The organism is Levilactobacillus cerevisiae (genome assembly GCF_003946245.1).
In the GTDB taxonomy this organism is placed as follows: domain Bacteria; phylum Bacillota; class Bacilli; order Lactobacillales; family Lactobacillaceae; genus Levilactobacillus; species Levilactobacillus cerevisiae.
In genome coordinates this window covers 1-22,723 of record NZ_RHNN01000012.1, presented here as the reverse complement: position 1 = coordinate 22,723, position 22,723 = coordinate 1, and the positions used below count along the sequence as shown (strand labels likewise).

Here is a 22,723-nt window from a genome sequence, read left to right as displayed (position 1 = left end):
TTGTGCCAAAAAGTGACTACTAACATCGCAATTGATTTTAGTAGCCACCTCTGGATTAAAGGATTGCTCCCTTAAGTTAGAAGCAAATGGTCACGAGAACCCGTTGCTCTAACATTTTATCACACTACTAGTAAAGCAGTGCGATAGCTGCTCTTACCAGCGGTAGTGAGCGAAGGCACGGTTGGCATCTGCCATCCGGTGAGTGTCTTCACGCTTCTTGACTGCAGCACCAGTGTTGTTAGCAGCGTCCATGATTTCACGAGCAAGTCGTTCAACCATCGTGTGTTCGCCACGTAAACGAGAGTACTGAACCATCCAACGAAGACCCAAAGTCGTCCGACGATCTGGCCGAACTTCGATAGGAACTTGGTAGTTTGACCCACCAACACGCCGAGCCTTAACTTCCAAGACTGGCATAACATTCTTCATTGCTTCTTCGAAGACTTCCACTGGATCGTTACCAGTTTCGTTCTTAATGATGTCGAAGGCACCATAAATGATCTTAGTTGAAGTTCCACGTTTCCCATCCATCATCGTATGGTTGATCAGACGAGTGACCAACTTTGAATTGTAAATTGGATCAGGAAGGACTTCACGCTTTTGTACGTTTCCTTTTCTAGGCATTGTTAATATCCTCCTTGAAATGCTGTTACAGGTCGGTTGACGGCAACCGTGCACCCGACCCTATTTGAAAGCCTCAGTCGATTATTCCTTAGGCTTCTTAGTCCCATACTTGGAACGGCTTTGACGACGGTCGGTAACACCGGCAGTATCGAGGGCACCACGGATAATGTGGTAACGAACCCCAGGTAAATCCTTAACCCGGCCGCCCCGGATAAGCACAACACTATGTTCTTGAAGGTTGTGGCCAATACCAGGAATGTAAGCAGTCACTTCAATTAAGTTTGACAACCGTACACGTGCATATTTACGTAAAGCAGAGTTAGGCTTCTTTGGTGTCATGGTACCGACACGAGTAGCAACCCCACGCTTTTGTGGAGCTGGATTCTTAACTTGAGCTTTTTTGAAACTGTTATACCCGTAGTTTAAAGCTGGGGCATCTGATTTAGAACTTTTAGATTTACGACCTTTACGCACCAATTGGTTGATAGTAGGCATCTAAATAGTCCTCCTTTCCGTATTCTTTCTAGAGTTTTAAGTCCACACATCCAGGTGGTTCATTTTCCTGTAAAGAAAAAAGACGACCCAAGTGGAGATTTAATTGAAGTGTCCTCCCCGCCGTCAGTCAGCATGTCCGGTAGTGAATACCCGAGACCTGTCTGCGAAAAGCACCTTGAATAGAATACCATGCCAGAAATTACATGTCAACTAGCGCCGCCACAATTTTGCAGAAACATTTCGCCTTTTTTTTACGGAGTTAACCTATAGAGGTGAAACTTTCATGACAATTATTCTGTTTATCTACGGCGCCTGCATCGGTTCCTGGCTCACAGCAATGGCCGACAGGTATGCCACCGGAGCTTCCTACGTCTATCCCGCATCCCACTGCGCGACCTGTCACACGCCGTTAGCTTACTGGCAACTCGTCCCCGTCTTCAGCTATCTGACTCTGCGGGGACGTTGCCACTACTGCCAAGCGTCCATTCCAGCAACGACTTTCCTATTAGAAGTGGCCACCGGCATCGTTCTGACGAGCATTCAGTATACCACAGTTCTGCCATTTCTGTTGCTGGGACTGTGGACGTTCGCCGCCCTGTGTGATGCCAGAGCCCAGACGTTTCCAGCATGGGTGAGCTATTTGGCCATGGGGCTGGCTCTCTGGCACCAACCGGTCACTATCATCGTACTGGGCGGGCTGTTATTCGCTTGTATTCGACTACTCTGGCCACGCTGGTCGCACCCTTTGATTGGCGACGGTGATTTAGATATGCTACTCAGTTATGGCGTTCTTTGGGGCGTGACCGCCAGCGCGCAGTGGCTGTTGGTAGCCAGCGGACTAGCTCTGCTTTATCCTGGCAAACGTGAGCGGCTACCCTTTCTGCCATTTCTGGTACTCAGTGCCGTTGGATGGTGGTTGTGGCGATGACAGTTCGCTCCAGCTTTTAACGACGAAACAGGTCAATTCCATAGATAAGCTATTCAATTTCTGGTATACTCCGGGCAAAGAATGTGGTGCGACCGGACAAGAAGCCATTCTAAAAACCACCGATCAGGTTTACGAAAGGAGCTGTTTCCCTTGAAAACTACTGATGATAATGAGTTTGGTTTGCTAATTGATGAACCCGAGGCCAGACCGCTAACATCTGAAGAACGTCGACGGATGCTGGCCCGTGAAAGTACCCCTGCCTATAAGAAATGGCTTAAGGCTAAGGAAGCTGAAGCTGACCGCCTGTTTAACTTGCCACCTACCAAACATTAATCAGATAACTTGAAAAGTCCCACAACTCTGAATTGGTTGTGGGGACTTTTTTCCGTGGCGCTTGATAGACCTTCTAGGGACAGAACGTACTGCCACAAAGAGCTCATATCTTTTCTTGCTACTTTCAGTGACCTCTGAAACGTGCTACGAGAGCCAGACTCCTGCGCTTAACCCCGGTTCAGCAATCCCCCAAGCCCAGGGGCATCACTGAACCGATGTTAATGCTCAGAGTCTAACCGGCTCTCTCCGCACTCTACAAAAAAGGGACCCGCCATCTCTGACGAGTCCCCAACTCTCTACCTAGCTGTCGCTAAGCTTGTGAGTCTTCTTGCATTTGTTTTTCTAAGTCGCTGATCGAATAAACGCCTTCGGTTGACGTGCCGCCAACTTCTTTGGGCTTGATCTGACGGTAATCTGGCATCCCAGTCCCGGCAGGAATAATCTTCCCAATAATAACGTTTTCCTTCAAACCAACCAGTGGATCGTTCTTGCCCCGGATAGCTGCATCGGTCAAGACACGCGTCGTTTCCTGGAAGGATGCGGCTGATAAGAAACTGTTCGTTTCCAGGGCAGCCTTGGTAATCCCCAAGATAACTGGACGTGCGGTAGCAGCAATGCCACCATCGATCAACGTCTGGTAGTTAGCGCGACGGAAGTCTTGGATATCCATCAAAGTACCAGGTAAGACGTCAGTGTCACCTGGGTCCATGATCCGGACCTTCCGTAACATCTGCCGAACCATGATTTCCACGTGCTTATCACTGATAGCAACACCTTGCATCCGGTAAACACGTTGCACTTCACCTAAGATGTAAGTTTCAGTAGACAAGACATCGCGAACCCGCAGCATTTCCTTAGGATCAACAGACCCATAGTTCAATGCAGACCCACGGTGAATGAAGTCACCTTCAGTAACCCGCATCCGGGCAGTGATTGGCAACGTGTAAGTCCGCGTGTCAGCCTCACCCTTGATGGTGATTTCCTTGGTCCGTTCTGCTGGATTTTCTTCGATAGCTTCAACCGTCCCAGTAACTTCGGTGATCTCAGCTTTACCTTTAGGGTTCCGAGATTCAAATAATTCTTGAACACGAGGAAGCCCTTGGGTGATATCTTCGTTCCCGGCAACACCACCGGTATGGAAGTTCCGCATGGTCAGCTGGGTCCCAGGTTCACCGATAGATTGCGCGGCAACGGTCCCGACAGCTTCACCAACTTCAACTTCATCACCAGTAGCCATGTTCCGACCGTAACAATGCTCGCAGACACCATGTTCAGTGTTGCAAGTAAAGGCGGAACGAATGGTAACTTCTTCAATACCAGCATCAATAATTTGTTGTGCAGTATCTTCGACAATCATTTGGTTCTTAGGAACAATAACGTCCCCAGTCTTTGGATCGTAGACGGTCTTTTGGGTGTAACGCCCTAAGATCCGGTCATACAATGGTTCGATCATTTCGTTTCCATCAGTGATGGCACGAATCTTCAAACCACGGTCAGTCCCACAATCCTTTTCCCGAATGATAACATCTTGCGCAACATCGACCATCCGCCGAGTCAGGTAACCTGAGTTGGCAGTCTTGAGGGCCGTATCGGTCATCCCTTTACGGGCCCCATGGGTCGAAATGAACATTTCCATCACAGACAGGCCTTCACGGAAGTTAGACGTGATCGGCAGCTCCATGATGTCACCACTAGGTGCGGCCATCAAGCCACGCATACCGGCAAGCTGCGTAAAGTTAGAAATGTTCCCCCGGGCACCAGAATCACTCATCATAAAGATAGGGTTCTGTTGGTCGAAACTGTGAATCAAGGCGTTTTGAATTTCGTCCTTGGCATCGTTCCAGATACCAATAACTCGTTCGTAACGTTCATGATCAGTAATCAACCCACGCCGGAATTGCTTGGTAACCGTCGCAACCTGCTTGTGGGCAGCGTCGATGATTTCTGGCTTTTCTTTCAAGTCGGTGACATCGACCATCCCAACGGTCAGACCAGACTTAGTTGATTCGTCGTAACCTAAGTCTTTGATCCGGTCAAGCAACTTGGAAGTTGCGGTCACTTTGTATTGTTGGTAAACAGCAGCAATGATATCGGACAAGAAGCCCTTCTTGAATGGTCCAATGATTTCTGCATTTTGCAGGTAATCATGAATGTCTTCGCCGGGTTCCAGGAAGTACTTGTCCGGAACGGCACCATTCAAGTTAGTGCTAGTTGGTTCGTTCAAGTATGGGAATGACTTTGGTAGGATGTTGTTAAAGATCAACTTCCCAACGGTCGTTACCATAATCTTGCTGCGTTGTTCGTCAGTAAATGGCTTGTCTGGCATGGATGAAACCTGAACACCGACACGACTGTGCCAATGAACCAAACCGTTCCGGTAAGCCAGAACAGCTTCGTTGAGGTCGGTAAAGATCATACCTTCCCCTTCACGATTATCTTCTTCCATGGTCAGGTAGTAGTTCCCGATAACCATATCTTGAGAAGGCGCAACCACTGGCTTACCACTGGCAGGTGCCAGGATATGGTGAGCGGCTAACATCAGCAAACGTGCTTCAGCTTGTGCTTCGTCAGATAACGGCACGTGAATGGCCATTTGGTCCCCATCGAAATCGGCGTTGTAAGCTTCACAAGCCAATGGGTGAAGCCGCATTGCCTTACCACTAACCAGAACTGGTTCGAACGCTTGAATCCCCAAACGGTGAAGCGTAGGGGCCCGATTCAACAGAACAGGGTGTTCCTTGATGACGTCTTCCAAAACGTTAAAGACATCGTCATCTTCACGGTCAATTTGGCGCTTAGCGTTCTTAATGTTAGAAGCCAACCCACGGGCAACCAATTCCTTCATGATGAATGGCCGGAATAATTCCAAAGCCATCGGAACTGGCAGACCCATTTGGTTGAACTTGAGGGAAGGACCAACGTCAATAACGGAACGACCAGAGTAGTCAACCCGCTTCCCTAACAAGTTTTGACGGAACCGACCTTGCTTCCCTTTCAACATGTGTGAAAGAGACTTCAATGGACGGTTACCAGGACCAGCCACTGGACGGCCACGACGACCGTTATCGATCAAGGCGTCAACGGCTTCTTGAAGCATCCGCTTTTCGTTTTGAACGATAATTCCAGGGGCATTCAGGTCTAACAGACGCTTCAACCGGCTGTTCCGGTTGATAACCCGCCGGTACAAATCGTTCAGGTCAGACGTTGCGAAACGGCCACCTTCAAGTTGTACCATTGGACGAAGATCAGGCGGGATTACCGGAATAGCATCCATGACCATCCACTCCGGACGGTTGCCTGAAGTGACGAAGGCTTCCAAAATGTCCAAACGACGAACGGCACGCGTCCGCTTTTGGCCAGTGGCTTCCTTCAATTCTTCTTTTAGTTCTGTAACTTCTTTTTCGAGATCCACGGCCATCAATAACTTCTTGATGGCTTCGGCACCCATTTCAGCCTTGAAGGCATCACTACCGTATTCTACGAGCTTGTCACGGTAATCACGTTCAGAAAGTAATTGCTTCTTTTCCAATGGCGTGTTACCAGGATCTAAGACAACGTAGGAAGCAAAGTAGATGATTTCTTCCAGAGCACGGGGGCTCATGTCAAGGACCAAGCCCATTCGACTTGGAATACCCTTGAAGTACCAGATATGGGTTACTGGAGCAGCCAATTCGATATGGCCCATCCGTTCACGACGAACCTTAGAACGGGTAACTTCAACCCCACAACGGTCACAAACGACACCCTTGTAACGGATCCGCTTGTATTTTCCACAGGCACATTCCCAGTCCTTAGTAGGGCCAAAAATCCGCTCGTCGAATAGCCCGTCTTTTTCAGGCTTTAATGTCCGGTAGTTGATGGTTTCGGGTTTCTTAACTTCCCCGTAAGACCAGCTACGGATCTTATCAGGTGAAGCCAGCCCGATTTGCATGCTTTCGAACTTATTGACATCGACCAAAGAAGCGACCTCCCTTATTAATTAGTCTTGCGTGTTCGGTTGACTTTCATTTTTCGTAGGTGTTGCTGCCTTGCTATCATCGGTCTGTGTAGCGGCTTTACGTTGTTCTTCTTGCTGTTGGGCATACTTACTCAATGCATCAACGTTCACAACGTCATCATCATCGTCATCCATATCACGGAGTTCGATTTCCTCGTCGTTACCATCTAAGACCTTCATGTCCAGCCCTAAGGATTGTAATTCCTTGACCAGAACACGGAATGATTCAGGCACACCAGGCTTAGGAATCGGATCGCCCTTGACGATGGCTTCGTAGGTCTTAACCCGACCAACCACGTCATCAGACTTGTACGTCAAGATTTCTTGCAACGTATAAGCGGCACCGTAAGCTTCCAAAGCCCAAACTTCCATTTCACCAAACCGTTGGCCACCAAATTGCGCTTTCCCACCAAGGGGTTGTTGCGTAACCAGGGAGTAAGGTCCGATAGAACGGGCGTGCATCTTGTCGTCGACCATGTGGGCCAACTTCAGGTAGTTCATGACACCAACGGCAACCCGCTTGTCAAATGGTTCACCGGTACGACCATCGTATAAGACGGTCTTGGCATCGGATGCCATCCCAGCTTCCTTGATAGCGTCAGCAATATCAGTATCCTGCGCACCATCGAAAACAGGTGTTGCAACGTGAATACCTAATTTACGAGCAGCCATTCCTAAATGCAATTCGAGCACTTGCCCGATGTTCATCCGGGAAGGCACACCCATGGGACTCAGCATGATGTCGATTGGGGTACCATCTGGCATGTACGGCATATCTTCTTCAGGGATAACGACGGAAACCGTCCCCTTGTTACCGTGACGACCAGACATCTTGTCACCAACCTGGATCTTCCGCTTTTGCGCGATGTAGACCCGCACCATCATGTTGACACCAGGAGAAAGCTCATCCCCATTTTCACGGGTGAAGATCTTCACGTCCTGGATGATCCCGCCACCACCATGCGGCACCTTCAGAGAAGTATCCCGAACTTCACGGGCCTTTTCACCAAAGATAGCATGGAGTAAACGTTCTTCAGCTGATAATTCAGTCACACCCTTAGGCGTTACCTTACCAACTAAGATATCACCATCTTGAACTTCGGCACCAATCCGGATAATCCCGTCTTCGTCCAAGTTCTTGAGGGCATCTTCCCCAACGTTAGGGATTTCACGTGTCATTTCTTCAGGTCCAAGCTTCGTGTCACGTGCTTCTGATTCGTATTCTTCAATATGAATCGACGTGTAAACGTCATCGCGAACCAAACGTTCGTTGATCCCGATGGCATCTTCGAAGTTGTACCCTTGCCAAGTCATGAAGGCAACTAATGGGTTTTGACCTAAAGCCAATTCCCCATTTTCCATAGAAGGACCATCAGCCAAGATTTCGTCGTTGTCGACGTGATCGCCAACTTTAACGATTGGCCGTTGGTTGTAGTTCTTCCCACCGTTTGACCGGCGGAACTTCATCAGCTTGTAAGTGTCCAAGGCACCGTCTTCACGCCGAACACGAATTTCGCGTGCATCAACGTATTCAACGGTTCCGTCATGTTGACTAATTAAAGCAACACCGGAGTCATGGGCAGCTTTGTATTCAATACCAGTCCCAACTAATGGTGCATGAGGGTCCAGCAATGGCACAGCTTGCCGTTGCATGTTGGCACCCATCAAGGCCCGGTTGGAGTCATCGTTTTCCAAGAAAGGAATACATGCAGTGGCCACGGCAACAACTTGCTTAGGCGAAACGTCCATGTAGTCAATCCGGTCAGCACTGGTTTCGATGTTGTTATCTTCGTCACGGGCCATAATGGTTTCCGTGTCGAATGAGCCATCATCGTTCAACGGCGTGTTGGCTTGGGCAACGACGTAGTTATCTTCTTCATCAGCGGTCAGGTAATCGATCTTGTCGGTAACCTTATGCGTATCCCATGAAACACGACGGTATGGCGTTTCGATGAACCCATACTTGTTAACCCGCGCATAACTGGAAAGACTGTTGATCAAACCAATGTTAGGGCCTTCAGGCGTTTCAATTGGGCACATCCGACCGTAGTGGGTATAGTGCACATCCCGGACTTCATAACCGGCACGGTCACGGGTCAAACCACCAGGTCCAAGGGCGGACAAACGCCGCTTATGGGTTAATTCACCCAGTGGGTTGGTTTGGTCCATGAATTGAGACAGTTGTGAAGAACCAAAGAATTCTTTAATTGACGCAACTACTGGGCGAATGTTGATCAGTTGTTGTGGCGTTACCGTCGCAGCGTCCTGAATGGACATCCGTTCACGCACAACCCGTTCCATCCGAGATAACCCGATCCGGAATTGGTTTTGCAGGAGTTCACCCACGGAACGAATCCGCCGGTTACCCAAGTGGTCAATGTCATCGGTGTTGCCAATCCCAATTTGCAGGTCAAAGAAGTAGTTCATGGAAGCAATGATATCGGCTGGGCGAATGTGCTTCAGCTTGATGTCAATGTTGCCATTCCCGATAACGGGCACTTCTTGTTCTGGATCGTCAGGTGATTGCACCTTGATAATTTGTAATTTAAGTGGTTCAGTAACAACGGCTTCGTCTGAAGGTTGAAAGGTCACCATCTTGAAATCTTCTTGATCCAAGTATGGGGCCAACGTCTTCATAACGTCCTTGTCAACGACCGTTCCCTTTTGCGCAATAACTTCACCAGTATCTGGATCGGCCAGCGTCTCAGCTAAGGTCAGGCCCAATAAACGGGTCTTCAGGCTCAGCTTCTTGTTGGTCTTGTAACGACCAACGGGAGCCATGTCGTAACGCTTCGGGTCAAAGAACCGGGCAGTCAGCAAGCTCCGTGAAGAGTCAGCCGTCTTAGGTTCACCTGGCCGTAGTCGTTCGTAGATGTCCTTTAAGGACTCTTCGACACGAGAATCGTCGGTATTTTTGTGAATATCCTTTTCCAAGGTTTGGGAAAGACTTTCGTTATCCCCTAAGATATCAAGGATTTCATCGTCGGAACCGAATCCTAAAGCCCGAACTAATTCGGTCATTGGGATCTTCCGTGTCCGGTCAATCCGGACGTAAGAAACGTTTTTAGCGTCGGTTTCAAATTCTAGCCAGGCACCCCGGTTAGGAATGACTGTGGCACCAAAGACGGTCCGGCCATTTTTGTCGGTGTCTTCATTGAAGTAAACTCCTGGTGAGCGGACCAATTGAGAAACAATAACCCGTTCTGCCCCGTTGATAATGAAGGTCCCTTGGGCTGTCATTAATGGGAAGTCGCCAAAGAAAACATCTTGTGATTTGATTTCGCCAGTTTCGTGGTTGGTTAATCGTAAAGTCACGTGAAGTGGTGCCGAGAAGTTGGCATCGTGTTCCCGCGCTTCATCCACGGTATATTTGGGTTCTAGTAATTGATAATCAACAAACTCTAACGAAAGGTTTCCTTGAAAATCTTCGATTGGCATGATGTCGTCGAACATATCGCGCAAGCCTTCGTCGAGGAACCAGTTGTAGGAATTGGTTTGAATTTCAATCAAGTTAGGTAAATCAAGGACTTCCTTGATTCGCGAATAGCTACGGCGCGTACGGTGTTTCCCGTATTTAACTAAGTGTCCTGCCAAGTTGTTCACCTCTCCTATTTATTCTGTGACTGGCCAAACCGGAATATTACATTTTGATTACAAATGCCTTTTTCTCCGGATTTTGGGCAAAAAAAATCCAAAAACAAACACGGTTGCTTGCTTTTGGTTTCTTATAATGGACGCTACCGGACAATAGATCGGCGCGTTCAATTTCAGTTCACAGTTGCATACAAATGATATACTACTAAATCTGACGCTAAATGTCAATAAAGAACGCTCATTATTTGACGGCAATGCCAAATAAAATCAGCCGGATTAACGTCAACGTTTGATCATGTTGCGACACGTCGGCCGGTCCCACGTGATGGAACGTGTTGAACAGTGGGCTCAGGCTCGTCAGGTAGAACGACGCAGCGTCTTGCGCACTCAAATTCGGTTGTAAGGTGACAACGCCTAGCTCGAAGAACTTTTGCAGTGGCCCGAGATAATCCTGCATGAAGACCATCCCCAGTTGCCGCTTGTTCTCTGGCTTCAGGAAACGAAAACTGCTGTGAATCACTGTGAAGACATCGCGGGGATGCACAGCAGTTAAGACCTCCGTCACCTCAGCTAAAGCCTCCACAGGATCCGGCTTATCCGCGGTTGCCAGGCGATCGTTGACGGCCAGAATGCCCGCTTGTACCTCCTCACCAACGCTTTTGATCACTTCCAGGAAGATGACTTCCTTATCACTGAAATGATGGTAGAGTGCCGGCTGCGTGATGCCAACCTCTTTAGCAATCTCCCGTGTCGACGTTGCTTGGTACCCCTGGGCCAAGAACTGTTCCCGGGCTGCTTGTAAAATCGCCGCGTGTGTATGATTCAGCTGCTCTTCTCTCTTCATGGCTTCCGTCCTCTCGTAACTCCCACGTTGTTTGAAAAAATGACTGGCAAATCATTGAATCACAGTCGTCATCTGTTCACATTTGCCTGCCAGTCCCTCATCACAGTAATGGGCTTATTTACATTCAGTTTACCACACCTCACTTATCACTTGTTAGACCAAGTAGCTTCATTTGAAAAACGTAATATCCGTAGTTCACTAGTCTGCGGTAATCACGGCGCTGCCCACGTTCCGCTGGCAGACAAAAAGCGCCACACCAGTTGTGCCCCGCCTAAGATTAGGTCGGTGACAACTGGCAGAGACGCTTCCTGCGTGTATCACTAAATTTAAGTGTTACGGATTATCTTAATGACTGGCGACCGGTTTAGGGGTCTTCTTCTCGCTAGGTGACTTCACGTTAATCGTGACATCACCCTTCGTGGCACCAATCGTGACGACATCGCCCGTCTTGATTTCACCATTTAACATGGATTCACTCAGCTTATCTTCGACCTGCGTTTGCAATGCCCGCCGAATTGGCCGTGCACCGTACTCTGGATCAAAGCCCGCCTTAGCAACTGCATCAATGGCAGCTGGCGTAATCTTCAGCTTGATATCTTGTTCAGCGACCCGTGCCACAATGTGCTTGGCCATCAGCTTCACGATTTCGTGGAGTTCCGGCTTCTTCAGTGAGTGGAAGATAACGGTCTCGTCAATTCGGTTCAGGAATTCTGGTCGGAAGGACTGCTTCAAGGTTGCCCGAATGGTATCGGACATTGCCTTGTAATTGTTAGCAACATCTTCTGCACCAAACCCAACGGTCTTTTCATCCCGGAGCTTCGTCGCCCCCAGGTTAGACGTCATGATCAAAATTGTGTTCCGGAAATCAACCTTCCGTCCCTTAGAGTCGGTCAGGTACCCGTCATCCAAGACCTGTAGCAGAATGTTAAAGACATCAGGGTGGGCCTTTTCTACTTCATCGAATAGGACGACGGAGTATGGCTTCTGCCGAACTTTTTCGGTCAGTTGCCCACCTTCATCGTAGCCCACGTAACCAGGTGCGGACCCAATCAGCCGACTCGTTGAGTACTTTTCCATATACTCACTCATGTCGACCCGAATCATGTTGTCTTCAGAACCGAACATTGCTTCGGCCAAGGCCTTGGCTAATTCAGTCTTTCCAACACCGGTAGGTCCTAAGAACATGAACGACCCGATTGGCCGGTTCGGATCCTTCAATCCGGAGCGTGCTCGGCGGATGGCCCGTGAAACAGCTGATACAGCTTCTTCTTGACCAATTACCCGGTTATGCAAAATCTTTTCCAGGTTCACTAATCGGTCGGCATCCGTCTGCTTCAACTGCGTCACCGGCACGCCGGTCCACTCAGCAACCACATCGGCAATGTCTTCGCCCGTCACGTTCAGTGAGTAATGCCGACTCTCATCGCCATCGCTTGCAGCGGCTTCAGCCTTGGCTTGCCGGGCATCAACCTTTTCCCGTAAAGTCATTTCTTCTGTCCGTAACTTAGCAGCGCGTTCAAAGTCTTGTTGTTCGATTGCGGCTTCTTTTTCATCAGCCAAGCTCTTCAACTCTTGCGCCTGCTTGCTGGCAGTCGTTGGCTTGTCCATTTGATCGATTCGGACCTTAGCGGAAGCTTCATCCATCAAATCAATCGCCTTGTCTGGCAGGAAACGATCGCTAATGTAACGCGTCGACAGCTTCACAGCCTGATCAATGGCTTCGTCAGTGATATTGACGTGGTGATGATCCTCATACCGTGGCCGCAGCCCTTGCAAAATTTCTTTGGCTTCCGCCGGCGTTGGCTCATTGACCTGAACCGTTGCAAACCGGCGTTCAAGCGCGGCATCGGACTCGATGTACTTTTGGTACTCGTCTAGAGTCGTTGCCCCAATGGTTTGGAGTTCACCCCGAGCCAGTGCTGGTTTCAAAATGTTAGAGGCATCGATTGCCCCTTCAGCGCCACCGGCACCAATCAAGGTATGCAGTTCATCAATAAACAGGATCACTTGACCATCGTTGTAAATTTCTTCGATAACCTTCTTCAGGCGATCTTCAAATTCACCACGATACTTGGTCCCAGCAACCAATGAGCCCATGTCGAGCATCATCAACCGCTTGTTTTGCATGTCTTCTGGCACGTTGCCGGCCACGATGCGTTGGGCTAAGCCTTCCGCAATCGCCGTTTTCCCGACACCAGGTTCCCCAATTAACACGGGGTTGTTCTTGGTCCGCCGACTCAGAATTTGAATGACCCGTTTAACCTCTTTGTTCCGGCCAACAGTCGGATCCATTCGGCCTTCCTTAGCAGCTTCCGTTAAGTTACGTGCCAACGAATCCAGAGTTGGTGTTCCACCCTGTGTTGGTGCGGCACCCCGACGGTTACGGTTGTCACCGCGGCGTTTCGGCGTATCAGAAATTCCTAGCTTCCGTAAAACAACTTTACGAGCATCAGGTAATTCCACATTTAAATTCTTTAAGATCCGTGAAGACAGAATCGTTTCATCACTTAACAAGGCTAATAGGAGGTGTTCCGTCCCAATCTTAGTTGCGCCCAGCCGCTTGGCTTCGTCGCCAGCCAGGGCCAACATCGCTTTAGCCTTAGGAGAATATGGTAGATAGCTATCCTTATCCATATCAGCTAAGGTGCCATAGCCCGTAAACCGTTCGATTTCTTCGCGAACATCGTCATCGCCAACGGAAAATTGTTGTAAGACCTTGTTAGCGATTCCGTTCTTTTCAATGGTGAGGGCTAACAGCAAGTGTTCCGTACCGACTGCTTGGTGCTTGAAATATTTTGCTTGTTCCTGTGCCAATACAAGGACGCTCTTAGCACTCGGTGTAAATAGGTTATCCATTGCAACTCCTCACTTTCTTAACTCTCGTAACGTAGGTGATTTAAAATTGAAATCAGAATCTGTGCGCGGACGCGTTCGTTCAGCGCCCGGTCACCCGTGTTAACAGCATCCTTATTGATTGCTGCTAAGATGATGTTCGCCTCTTGTCGATTGATGGACCCAGCCTCAAACAGGCTACGGACCACTGCCAGACCATCGTGACGAGTAATGTGATCACCCACCGCGCTGACCAACGAGTCGATAAAATCGAGGTTGTCGAGTAACTTGACCTTTTCAATGCGAATGTAGCCGCCACCACCGCGTTTACTCTGAACGACGTAGCCGTCCTGAATCGTAAAACGGGTCTTAATCACATAATTAATCTGGGACGGTACCACATTGAACTGATCTGCAATTTCCGCACGCCGGATTTCCACCTGCTGAGACTCAGCCAAAATCTGCTTGAGGTAAGACTCAATAATATCCGAAATATTTTGATTCTCCATTATCGTCCCCCCTTCAGTGCAGTCTATCTGACTAATGCTGACTAATATTATACGAACTTCCCGTGAAAATGCAAAGAATTAGACTGCATTTGGCCAAGAAGTTCTGGAAGACAAGCATACCAAAAAAATGGCCGACATCCAAACGATTAGTAAGGATGGCGACCATCATGAAGCAATATGTATTTTCGGGATAAAAAAATCGGGAAGACAAGATTTGAACTTGCGACCCCCACGTCCCGAACGTGGTGCTCTACCAAGCTGAGCTACTTCCCGAAATAGCCCGCTGACCTGACGTCAGTTTGAATCGGGAAGACAGGATTCGAACCTGCGACCCCCTGGTCCCAAACCAGGTGCTCTACCAAGCTGAGCTACTTCCCGAAAAAATGCTTATGTCGGAAACATAAGCAACAAAAATGCACCCAGTAGGAGTCGAACCTACAACCTTCTGATTCGTAGTCAGACACTCTATCCAGTTGCGCTATGGGTGCAAAATGTATATTAAATTGTTGAATGCCGAGGACCGGGATCGAACCGGTACGGTCATCACTGACCGCAGGATTTTAAGTCCTGTGCGTCTGCCAATTCCGCCACCCCGGCAAAAGGGCAAAAGCGGAAGACGGGATTCGAACCCGCGACCCCCACCATGGCAAGGTGATGTTCTACCACTGAACTACTTCCGCAAATTGGCTATTTGGTTATTGAAACCATGCCGACTAGAGGATTCGAACCTCCGACCTCCTCATTACTAGTGAGATGCTCTGCCAACTGAGCTAAGTCGGCAAAATATTTTTTAAAATATTTTGCAATATTTAGTTAATGCAGGTGAAGGGACTCGAACCCCCACGTCATAAGACACTAGAACCTAAATCTAGCGCGTCTGCCAGTTCCGCCACACCTGCAACGTTGGCGAACTAACCGCCAGGAACCAAAGTTCCGATGGAGGATACAGGGCTCGAACCTGTGACCCTCTGCTTGTAAGGCAGACGCTCTCCCAACTGAGCTAATCCTCCATATTTTCCGCAACAAGAACAACTGTCCTTGTCCGAAACAACTATTACAATTTACCATGCCTAGCGAATGATGTCAACAACTTTTTTGAAATATTTTGAATAAATATTCGTTAGTTGAATAACTACTCGCTTGACGACAAGTAACATTCTAGCTCACTTAGAAACAAAAAGCTAGCTTTTTCTTGAAAAACTTTAAGAACTTTAAGCTACATTGTTCCCTGGCAGTTAGCCTATCAACGTTCGGTCAATTGGACTAAATAACCAACAAAAACTATTTTATACGAAACGCCATACCTCGTCAATAAGAATTTACAAATATATTCAAAAATATTCAGAAAACTGTTTTTTCAGTCACTCCTGTTTGCCCAGCTAACACAGACGGCATTCGTAAGACTAGTTGGAATTGCCACCTGCGGCTGCCAGGGATTCCGGTTACTATGGGGACCGCCTGCCCTTATAGAAGGTTACTACCTTTCAGCCTTTCGTTACAAATAAAAGGAACACTGCAGACTAATCCAGTCTGAGCATTCCTCATTAACTTCATGTTTTATTTGGTAATCTTGGTAACGCCACCCATGTAAGGAACCAACACATCTGGCACGGTCACGGAACCATCGGCATTTTGGTAGTTTTCCAAAATAGCGGCAACGGCCCGGCCAACAGCCAGTCCAGAGCCATTCAACGCGTGAACGTATTGGAGCTTACCGTTGTCGTCACGATATTGAATGTGCGCCCGGCGTGCTTGGAAGTCGGTCGTGTTGGAACAGCTGGAGATTTCACGATAGGTGTTCTGTTCTGGAAACCAGACTTCCAAATCATGCGTCATCGCGGCCGTGAAGCTCATATCGCTGGTCGTCAGGGTAATCACATGGTAAGCCAAGCCTAACTTCTGTAAGAGGCTCTCAGCGTGCTTAGTCAGGGCCTCCAGTTCATCCCATGAGTTTTCTGGCTTACAGAACTTCACCATTTCAACCTTGTTAAATTGGTGGAGCCGGATCAGGCCCCGGGTATCGCGGCCAGCACTCCCTGCTTCAGACCGGAAAGCGGGTGTCAGTGCTGTGAACCAAACTGGCAAGTCCTCTTCTGGAATCACTTCATCGCGATAGTAGTTGACCAGTGGCACCTCGGCCGTTGGAATCAACGTCATTTCTTCATCACGTAACTGGTAAACATCTTGCTTAAACTTAGGAAATTGCCCAGTCCCATACATGGAATCGTCGTTCACGATGTAAGGTGGTAGAACTTCCTTGAAGCCAGCTTTGGTGTTCTCGTCCAAGAAGAAGTTGTAAACGGCCCGTTCCAACCGCGCACCCAAGCCCAAGTAGTAGAGATAACGACTACCAGAAACCTTAGCGCCGGCTTCAAAGTCTAAAATGCCTAAGTCTTCACCCAATTCATAATGGGCCTTTGGCGTGAAGTCCAAGTTAGGCTTCTCACCCCATTGGCGAATCTCAACGCTACCATCTTCCGTTAAGCCAACGGGCACGTTGTCATTCGGAATATTTGGTAAATGTGCAGCCGCATCGTGAACCTGCTCCTTGAGCGTGTCCAATTGTGCATCAATATCCTTGATATCAGCGCTCACCTGGCGCATTTCGGTAATCTTATCGTTCGCGTCTTCTTTATTGCGTTTTAATTGGGAAATCTCATCGGACACCGTGTTACGTTGGGCCTTCATAGTTTCACTCTTGACGATCAGTTCCCGACGCTTGGCGTCCAAGGCTAACAGACTGTCAATATCGGCTGGGTCAACGCCCCGCGTGGCTAATTTCTCTTTAATAAAATCTGGCTCTTGACGAATTAATTTCAAATCTAACATTGTGTTGTGCTCCTCTCTTTTTCACGGATGATACAAAAAAAGCCTCCGTCACATGGGACGAAGACCTTCGCGGTACCACCCAAGTTCGTAACTAATCAGCCAGCTACACCCTTGAACATGATAACGGTCTGCACCGTGCGGCATTACCCGCCCACTTTAGTTAGTGCTGGAATGTTCGACGTCGCGGTTTGCAGCTTCCCCCGCTTCTCTGGCCGTCTACTTGAAAGGCACCTCGTGTTTTTGAATACATTTATCATACCGCATTTGCCCAACAATGACAATTGGAAAATACAACGCGTATATCAGAGGTAGTTAGCTGACAAAGGTTCAATCCACAAAATTAGTTGAGGATTGCCACCTGCGGCTGCCAGAGATTCCGACTGCTATGGGGACCGCCTGCGGCCTGAGGGGCGGTCCTCCGGCTCGGTTTGAAGCCTGTCTAAAAACGACAGTCTCCAAACGCGTCCCACGCTGTAAGCTGGTTCCCAGCTAACACCGTCGACACAGCTGCCTCCACCTCTGGCCTCCTCCGGTTACGATTGTTCTTCAACGTGGCATTCGTGTGACAATCGCTGGACTGACGATATTTGTCCAGAATAATTGGCCACTGTCTGCGTAGGCTCAGCCGTGGGATTTTCCATGTGCTCTTCTTGGAAAATGGCGACTTTGAAACGCGGGTCAGACGGTTCAAAGCGAGCTGACAGACCGCCTTCCAGGCTGCCTGCGCCCTACCCACAGCGTTCCGGCCTAAATTTGGCGAACGGCAAGGCGGCAGGTTTAGACAACGTTGCCAATACCCAGGGCCCTCTCCTTGTAGTGTAGAGGTTATGCCAACATTTCATCTTTCAATCTCAGTCCGCCAAAGAAAAAAGGCTACCCGCAAGCTGCGAGTAACCTTCGAACACATCACGTCAATTTAGAGTGATGCCACTTTGTCATCAATGAGTTGGAGAACTTGTTTGCGGGCAGCTGGATCTTCCACGAAGTCTAGCTTGTCACCGTCGATTTGCATCTTTGGCGACTTGTCATAGGCGTCGTACCAATCCACGTACCGTTGATCAAGCTCCTGGTAGTACTTGTACAAGCTAGGGTCGTGGTCAATCTGTTCGTATGACCGGCCCCGCTTCTTGATCCGTTCCAGCATCGTTTCAAAGGAGATGTTGATGTGAATCAATAAGTCTGGGTTCTTCTTTTGTGATGCATCTGGCAATTCCTGCATCATGTTGGCCAACAGGGAGTCGTAGATGTCGACTTCCGTACTGGTGGCCCGGCCCAAGTCAGCGTTCAAATGAAAGAGCAGGGAATCCTCAAAAATTGAGCGATCCAAGACACTCTCATCATCCGCGTTAGCAGCCTTGATGTTGTCTAACCGCTTGTTTAAGAAATAAATTTGCAGCAAGAAAGCATACTTCTGGGGGTTCTGGTAGAACAGTGGCAAAATCTTGTTGTCATCCACCGATTCGTAAAAAGCTGGTTTGTTTAAGTGTTCGGCTAACAAAGTGGTTAAACTCGTTTTGCCGGCTCCGATAGTTCCCGATAATACAAGCATGCAATCTCTCCTTTAAATAACGACGCGCCGGGATTTTCTCACCGGCCAAAATTTCAACACCACATATTGTACCAACCTCACCGGCAAAAGACAATATGTCGTGGCCATTTTCTCAGACCAGTAACAGTTAAAAACGGCGTCTAGCCCGGAGATACCCCGACTAGCCGCCGTTTCAATTTATTTAAAAATTCGTGTGCCCACACTAATTTCTAGTTTAATCATTTGACGTAGCATTCGTTTGCGCAGCCTTCAACGTGCCTTCCTTATGAACCGGGGCAACGTCGACTTCGCTCAACGGAATCAACTTGGTGTGCTTCTTGATCTTGTAGCCAAAGTACAGCACTAAGACCAGTGGCACGCTAATGTAAGTGACCAGTACCTGCTCCCAATTGCCTGAGAAGAAGGATTGTGGGTCTTGCCCAACAATCACAGCCACACAGAGAATCAGCGCCAGGATTGGCCCAATTGGGAACCACTTAGCATGATAACTCAGTTCAGCCAACTTGTGGCCTTGCTTGATGAATGCCCGCCGGAACCGGTAATGTGACAGCGCAATCCCAAACCAAGCGATGAATCCAGTCAACCCACTGGCAGCCACCAGCCACATGTAAATCTGTGGTCCAGCGATACTACTGATAAAGGTTAAGGCCGCAACAATCGTGGTAGCAAACAGGGCAGGATAAGGAATCCCGTTCTTCCCGGTCCGTTCAAACAATTGTGGTGCGTAGCCTTCCTTGGAGAGAGAGTACAACATCCGTGTGGAAGCGTACATCCCCGAGTTAGCCGCAGAAATCACAGAGGTCAAGATAACCGCGTTCATGACACTCGCAGCGGCAGCCAGTCCAGCCCGTTGGAAGACCAACGTGAAAGGACTGATAGCAATGTCGGTAGCGGATGAACCTAACAGATCCTTACTGGTGTAAGGTAAGACGGCGGCAATCACAAAGATGGCTAAGATATAGAATAAGATGATCCGCCAGAAGACAGAATTGATGGCCTTGGGAACACTGTGCGCTGGATCTTCAGATTCACCAGCGGTAATCCCGACCAATTCAGTTCCCTGAAACGAGAACCCGGCAACCACGAAGACACTCAGGATTGCGGGAAAGCCACCAACGAATGGGGCCTTTTTGTAAGTAAAGTTTTCCAGGCCGGTCGCGTGACCACCCATGATTCCGACAATGGTCATCAATCCAACGGCCAAGAAGACGAAGATGGTGACGACCTTGATTAATGACATCCAAAATTCGGTTTCACCAAACGCCTGAACGGCCAGAGCGTTAATCATGAACACAATGGCTAAGGCGATGGCACTCCAAATCCAACTCGGCACACCTGGCAACCAGAACTTCATGACCAGCGCAGCGGTGGAAATATCAACCGCAACGGTAATTGCCCAGTTGAACCAGTAGTTCCAGCCCATGGCAAATCCCAAGGCTGGGTCAACGTACTTCGCAGAATACGCAGCGAATGAGCCTGAAATCGGCATGTTCGTTGCCATTTCTCCTAAACTGGTCATTAGGAAGTAAACCATCAACCCCATCGCCACGTAAGCGGCTAAAGCGCCACCAGGGCCGGCGGTTGAGATTGCGGAGCCACTCGCAACGAATAACCCCGTTCCGATACAGCCACCCAACGCAATCATTGAGACGTGACGTGTCTTGAGCCCCCGCTTCACTTGATCGGACGACCCACTAGTTGTTGCATTGGTCATACTTTGTTCCATAACATGTTTCCTCCTTCTGATTTTAGAAGGACTTCCTCGAAACGACCCAGTGAACGAAAAAATCTCCTTCGCAATAAAAGCCCGCGAAAGAGATTGGAAAGTTCATAATTCCAAGTCAATATCGTTGAAAGCGCCCCGCAACCCCTATTCGGCTGCGACAGTCCCTGATTTATTCAACCAGGACCCAACCTACACGCTATGCCCTCACGCGCAGGTTTCGGCGACCGCCCCTTTTGCTTTCCGTCCGTGATGTAGACCCATCTCGGGAAAGCGACTCTTGTTGGTCGCACCTCTTCTATTCGATACTTTGTAGTATACCATCCTTGGTTCACATTGCAAGATGAAATTTTGATTAGAGTGCTTTATTTTTCAGTTGCCGGTAAGATCAGCCGGAATAGCGCCTGTGGTGCCGCGGGTTTGCCACCAACCGTGGGACCCACAAAGCTGTCCAACATGAGTTGAAAACCCAGCTTTACTAGCACATGATACGATCGCTGATTGTTGAGGTAGCAGGTTGCCCAAACGCTTTGTTCCTGTTGTTTTGCCTGCTGGACCAGTGCAAGACTCCCCACAATGGCTTCCGGCATAATCCCCTGACCCCAGTCCACGGGATCCAAGAAATACCCTAGATCATAGTCCGTTTCACTGGGCTCTCCCGTCTCCGTAGTGTGTTGGTAATACAAAATGGTGCCCATAAACCGCCGGGTGCTCTTATCCTCGACTGTAAACGCAAAGGGACTACGACGGTCAGCTGCCAGCCACCGTTTGACTTGTGCTGGAGTTGGGTTGGTCGGCGACCCATTAGCCACCGCCACGGCCGGTAAGGTCAGTAACCGTTGATACCCCACAAAATCGCTTTCCGTCAGCGGCCGTAACCGCACTCGCGCTGTTTCTATGATTTTTTCCATCGTTTACCCACTCTTTCCTGACACTGCCAGCAATTGCTGGTTAATTTCTAAAGGTTGAAACAGTCCAGCAAACAGGGATTCAATCCACAAAGTTAGTGGTTAATTGCCACCTGCGGCTGCCAGAGATTCCGGCTGCTATGGGGAGCGCCTGCGGCCTGAGGGTCGGTCCTCCGGCTCGGTTTGAAGCCTGTTAAAAAAACGACAGTCTCCAAACACGTCCCACGGTGTAAGCTGGTTCCCAGCTTACACCGTCGCCACAACTGCCTCCATCTCTGTCCTCCTCCGGTTATGATTGGTTTTTAACAGGACATTGCCGCTAAAATCACTGGACTGACAACGTTTGTCTCCCTCAATTGGCACAGTCTAAGTAGGCGTGAGTGAGTCCAATTCAGGCTCAACTGTGGAATTTAGTTCTTCGACTTTACATTGCCAAAACAACTGTCATATGGCAGTCGGCTCCGCTTCCGTGTTGCCAATTTTCTAATGCTATCCGCTTAGTAACGGGCTATCCCGACACGCTAGCTTTCAACCTTTAGTTAACTTCTGAACTGCAACGTCACTACCGCCATCCGTACTGAATGCGGTATACTTTAAAGTGACGCATCAGTATTCAGCCAGACATCATCACGATGTCGTCTACTTTAATCCTTATCATGACTTATTTTGGGAGGTTACGCAATTGAAAACAATCACTTTGCCACTCGCACCCGACTCAAAGGCTTACCTACAGGGCTATCTTCGCGATCCCGCTGAGGACACCGGTACCTATCCCGCCATCATTATCGTGCCCGGTGGCAACTACACCCACATCCCCGAACAGCAGGCCGAGGACTTAGCACTCGCCTGGTCTGCCCGCGGCTACCAGGCCTTCTTCCTTCGTTACAGCTTCGTTGACGAGCAGACGCCCCTGTTACCCGCACCTGTCGTTGAACTCGCCAAGGGGGTTGCCCTACTCCGGCGCAATGCGGACAACTGGCAAATCGACACGGAGCACATCTTCGTCGCCGGTTTTTCCGTGGGCGGTCACATCACGGCGCTATTCAACGATCTCTGGCACGACGAAACCTTCAATAAATTAGCTGGGACCACACCTTACGAAATTAAGCCACGGGCCGTCATCCTCAGTTACCCCGTTATCACGCCCGCAGATGGCTATCCCACGGATGCGGCTATACTTGCCAGTTGGACGGATGACCCTGCTAAGATTGCGGCCGACAAATTAGTCAACAGCCGCAACGTGGCGACCTTTATTTGGGCAACGGCTGAAGATCCCCTGGTGCCCGTTCAAAACGCCTTGGACTACGCGCAAGCATCTATTGCCAACCACGTCGACACGGAGCTCCATATCTTCCATCAAGGCCCTCACGGATTGGCGCTTGCCAACCAGGTAACGGCCTGGAAACCGGGAACGGCGCTACCACACGTGGCTCACTGGCTCAATCTCGCCGAAGAATGGCTCCACGAACTGGACTAATAACGGTTCTATGTCAACTGTTGTTGGTAATTCCATTTATAAAATTGTCTAATCCTTTGAGATTAGGCAATTTTTTTTGAG

General features: G+C 49.1%; 14 protein-coding genes, 8 tRNA genes and 1 riboswitch. Of the genes, 3 read left to right on the top strand and 19 right to left on the bottom strand.

The window, feature by feature from the left end; genetic code table 11:
- Positions 1 to 153 precede the first annotated feature (153 nt).
- Together rpsG and rpsL are read right to left on the bottom strand one after the other, a co-directional pair.
- The gene (gene rpsG, locus EKM99_RS07305) at positions 154 to 624 is read right to left on the bottom strand and encodes a 30S ribosomal protein S7 (RefSeq protein ID WP_020090150.1); all 471 of its coding nucleotides are present in this window, start codon (positions 622 to 624) and stop codon (positions 154 to 156) included.
- A gap of 81 nt (positions 625 to 705) precedes the next feature.
- Entirely contained in the window at positions 706 to 1,119 is a 414-nt protein-coding gene (rpsL, locus tag EKM99_RS07300; RefSeq protein WP_125582364.1) for a 30S ribosomal protein S12, read from the bottom strand.
- A 283-nt stretch (positions 1,120 to 1,402) separates the two neighbouring features.
- Here rpsL and EKM99_RS07295 point away from each other — a divergent pair, with 283 nt between their 5' ends.
- Positions 1,403 to 2,047 carry a prepilin peptidase gene (locus EKM99_RS07295; RefSeq protein ID WP_125582362.1) on the top strand — a complete coding sequence of 215 codons (645 nt, stop codon included), beginning with the start codon at positions 1,403 to 1,405 and terminating at the stop codon, positions 2,045 to 2,047.
- 150 nt (positions 2,048 to 2,197) lie between these two features.
- Positions 2,198 to 2,380, top strand: a complete 183-nt coding sequence (locus EKM99_RS07290) for a hypothetical protein (protein ID WP_125582360.1) — start codon at positions 2,198 to 2,200, stop codon at positions 2,378 to 2,380.
- A 310-nt stretch (positions 2,381 to 2,690) separates the two neighbouring features.
- Here the strand turns inward: EKM99_RS07290 and rpoC are convergent, their stop codons facing one another.
- The 17 genes from rpoC to EKM99_RS07205 all read right to left on the bottom strand — a co-directional run bounded on the left by rpoC (position 2,691) and on the right by EKM99_RS07205 (position 21,168).
- On the bottom strand, positions 2,691 to 6,338 hold the full coding sequence (gene rpoC / locus EKM99_RS07285) for a DNA-directed RNA polymerase subunit beta' (RefSeq protein WP_125582358.1): 3,648 nt from the start codon (positions 6,336 to 6,338) through the stop codon (positions 2,691 to 2,693).
- Positions 6,339 to 6,359: 21 nt separating this feature from the next.
- Entirely contained in the window at positions 6,360 to 9,971 is a 3,612-nt protein-coding gene (gene rpoB / locus EKM99_RS07280; protein WP_125582356.1) for a DNA-directed RNA polymerase subunit beta, read from the bottom strand.
- Between the two features lie 241 nt (positions 9,972 to 10,212).
- Positions 10,213 to 10,815, bottom strand: a complete 603-nt coding sequence (locus EKM99_RS07275) for a TetR/AcrR family transcriptional regulator (RefSeq protein ID WP_125582354.1) — start codon at positions 10,813 to 10,815, stop codon at positions 10,213 to 10,215.
- Positions 10,816 to 11,160: 345 nt separating this feature from the next.
- A complete protein-coding gene (locus EKM99_RS07270) occupies positions 11,161 to 13,671 on the bottom strand; it encodes an ATP-dependent Clp protease ATP-binding subunit (RefSeq protein WP_125582352.1) in 2,511 nt (836 codons plus the stop codon).
- Positions 13,672 to 13,688: 17 nt separating this feature from the next.
- Positions 13,689 to 14,156, bottom strand: coding sequence for a CtsR family transcriptional regulator (locus EKM99_RS07265; RefSeq protein ID WP_125582350.1), 468 nt, complete (start codon positions 14,154 to 14,156; stop codon positions 13,689 to 13,691).
- A 199-nt stretch (positions 14,157 to 14,355) separates the two neighbouring features.
- Positions 14,356 to 14,429: transfer RNA gene (locus tag EKM99_RS07260), tRNA-Pro, on the bottom strand.
- 31 nt (positions 14,430 to 14,460) lie between these two features.
- Positions 14,461 to 14,534 (bottom strand) — tRNA-Pro (locus EKM99_RS07255).
- A 36-nt stretch (positions 14,535 to 14,570) separates the two neighbouring features.
- Positions 14,571 to 14,644, bottom strand: a tRNA-Arg gene (locus EKM99_RS07250).
- Positions 14,645 to 14,667: 23 nt separating this feature from the next.
- Positions 14,668 to 14,753: transfer RNA gene (locus tag EKM99_RS07245), tRNA-Leu, on the bottom strand.
- Positions 14,754 to 14,764: 11 nt separating this feature from the next.
- A tRNA-Gly gene (locus EKM99_RS07240) sits at positions 14,765 to 14,836 on the bottom strand.
- Positions 14,837 to 14,863: 27 nt separating this feature from the next.
- A tRNA-Thr gene (locus EKM99_RS07235) sits at positions 14,864 to 14,936 on the bottom strand.
- A 37-nt stretch (positions 14,937 to 14,973) separates the two neighbouring features.
- Positions 14,974 to 15,055, bottom strand: a tRNA-Leu gene (locus EKM99_RS07230).
- A gap of 38 nt (positions 15,056 to 15,093) precedes the next feature.
- Positions 15,094 to 15,166 (bottom strand) — tRNA-Val (locus EKM99_RS07225).
- Between the two features lie 547 nt (positions 15,167 to 15,713).
- Positions 15,714 to 16,985, bottom strand: coding sequence for a serine--tRNA ligase (gene serS / locus EKM99_RS07220; protein WP_125582348.1), 1,272 nt, complete (start codon positions 16,983 to 16,985; stop codon positions 15,714 to 15,716).
- 916 nt (positions 16,986 to 17,901) lie between these two features.
- The gene (locus EKM99_RS07215) at positions 17,902 to 18,534 is read right to left on the bottom strand and encodes a deoxynucleoside kinase (protein ID WP_125582346.1); all 633 of its coding nucleotides are present in this window, start codon (positions 18,532 to 18,534) and stop codon (positions 17,902 to 17,904) included.
- Positions 18,535 to 18,748: 214 nt separating this feature from the next.
- Entirely contained in the window at positions 18,749 to 20,260 is a 1,512-nt protein-coding gene (locus EKM99_RS07210; protein WP_191983306.1) for an amino acid permease, read from the bottom strand.
- 120 nt (positions 20,261 to 20,380) lie between these two features.
- Positions 20,381 to 20,563: riboswitch (Lysine riboswitch) on the bottom strand.
- A gap of 59 nt (positions 20,564 to 20,622) precedes the next feature.
- Positions 20,623 to 21,168, bottom strand: a complete 546-nt coding sequence (locus tag EKM99_RS07205; protein WP_125582344.1) for a GNAT family N-acetyltransferase — start codon at positions 21,166 to 21,168, stop codon at positions 20,623 to 20,625.
- 679 nt (positions 21,169 to 21,847) lie between these two features.
- Between EKM99_RS07205 and EKM99_RS07200 the strand changes: the two genes are divergently transcribed.
- A complete protein-coding gene (locus EKM99_RS07200) occupies positions 21,848 to 22,642 on the top strand; it encodes an alpha/beta hydrolase (protein WP_125582342.1) in 795 nt (264 codons plus the stop codon).
- The last annotated feature ends 81 nt before the right edge of the window (positions 22,643 to 22,723 follow it).

Bases quoted from the DNA above. Each gene is read 5' to 3' on its own strand.
- serS (WP_125582348.1), bottom strand. From the start codon at position 16,985: ATGTTAGATTTGAAATTAATTCGTCAAGAGCCAGATTTTATTAAAGAG.
- EKM99_RS07210 (WP_191983306.1), bottom strand. From the start codon at position 20,260: ATGGAACAAAGTATGACCAATGCAACAACTAGTGGGTCGTCCGATCAA.
- rpsL (WP_125582364.1), bottom strand. From the start codon at position 1,119: ATGCCTACTATCAACCAATTGGTGCGTAAAGGTCGTAAATCTAAAAGT.
- EKM99_RS07265 (WP_125582350.1), bottom strand. From the start codon at position 14,156: ATGGAGAATCAAAATATTTCGGATATTATTGAGTCTTACCTCAAGCAG.
- EKM99_RS07275 (WP_125582354.1), bottom strand. From the start codon at position 10,815: ATGAAGAGAGAAGAGCAGCTGAATCATACACACGCGGCGATTTTACAA.
- EKM99_RS07270 (WP_125582352.1), bottom strand. From the start codon at position 13,671: ATGGATAACCTATTTACACCGAGTGCTAAGAGCGTCCTTGTATTGGCA.
- EKM99_RS07215 (WP_125582346.1), bottom strand. From the start codon at position 18,534: ATGCTTGTATTATCGGGAACTATCGGAGCCGGCAAAACGAGTTTAACC.
- EKM99_RS07205 (WP_125582344.1), bottom strand. From the start codon at position 21,168: ATGGAAAAAATCATAGAAACAGCGCGAGTGCGGTTACGGCCGCTGACG.
- EKM99_RS07295 (WP_125582362.1), top strand. From the start codon at position 1,403: ATGACAATTATTCTGTTTATCTACGGCGCCTGCATCGGTTCCTGGCTC.
- rpsG (WP_020090150.1), bottom strand. From the start codon at position 624: ATGCCTAGAAAAGGAAACGTACAAAAGCGTGAAGTCCTTCCTGATCCA.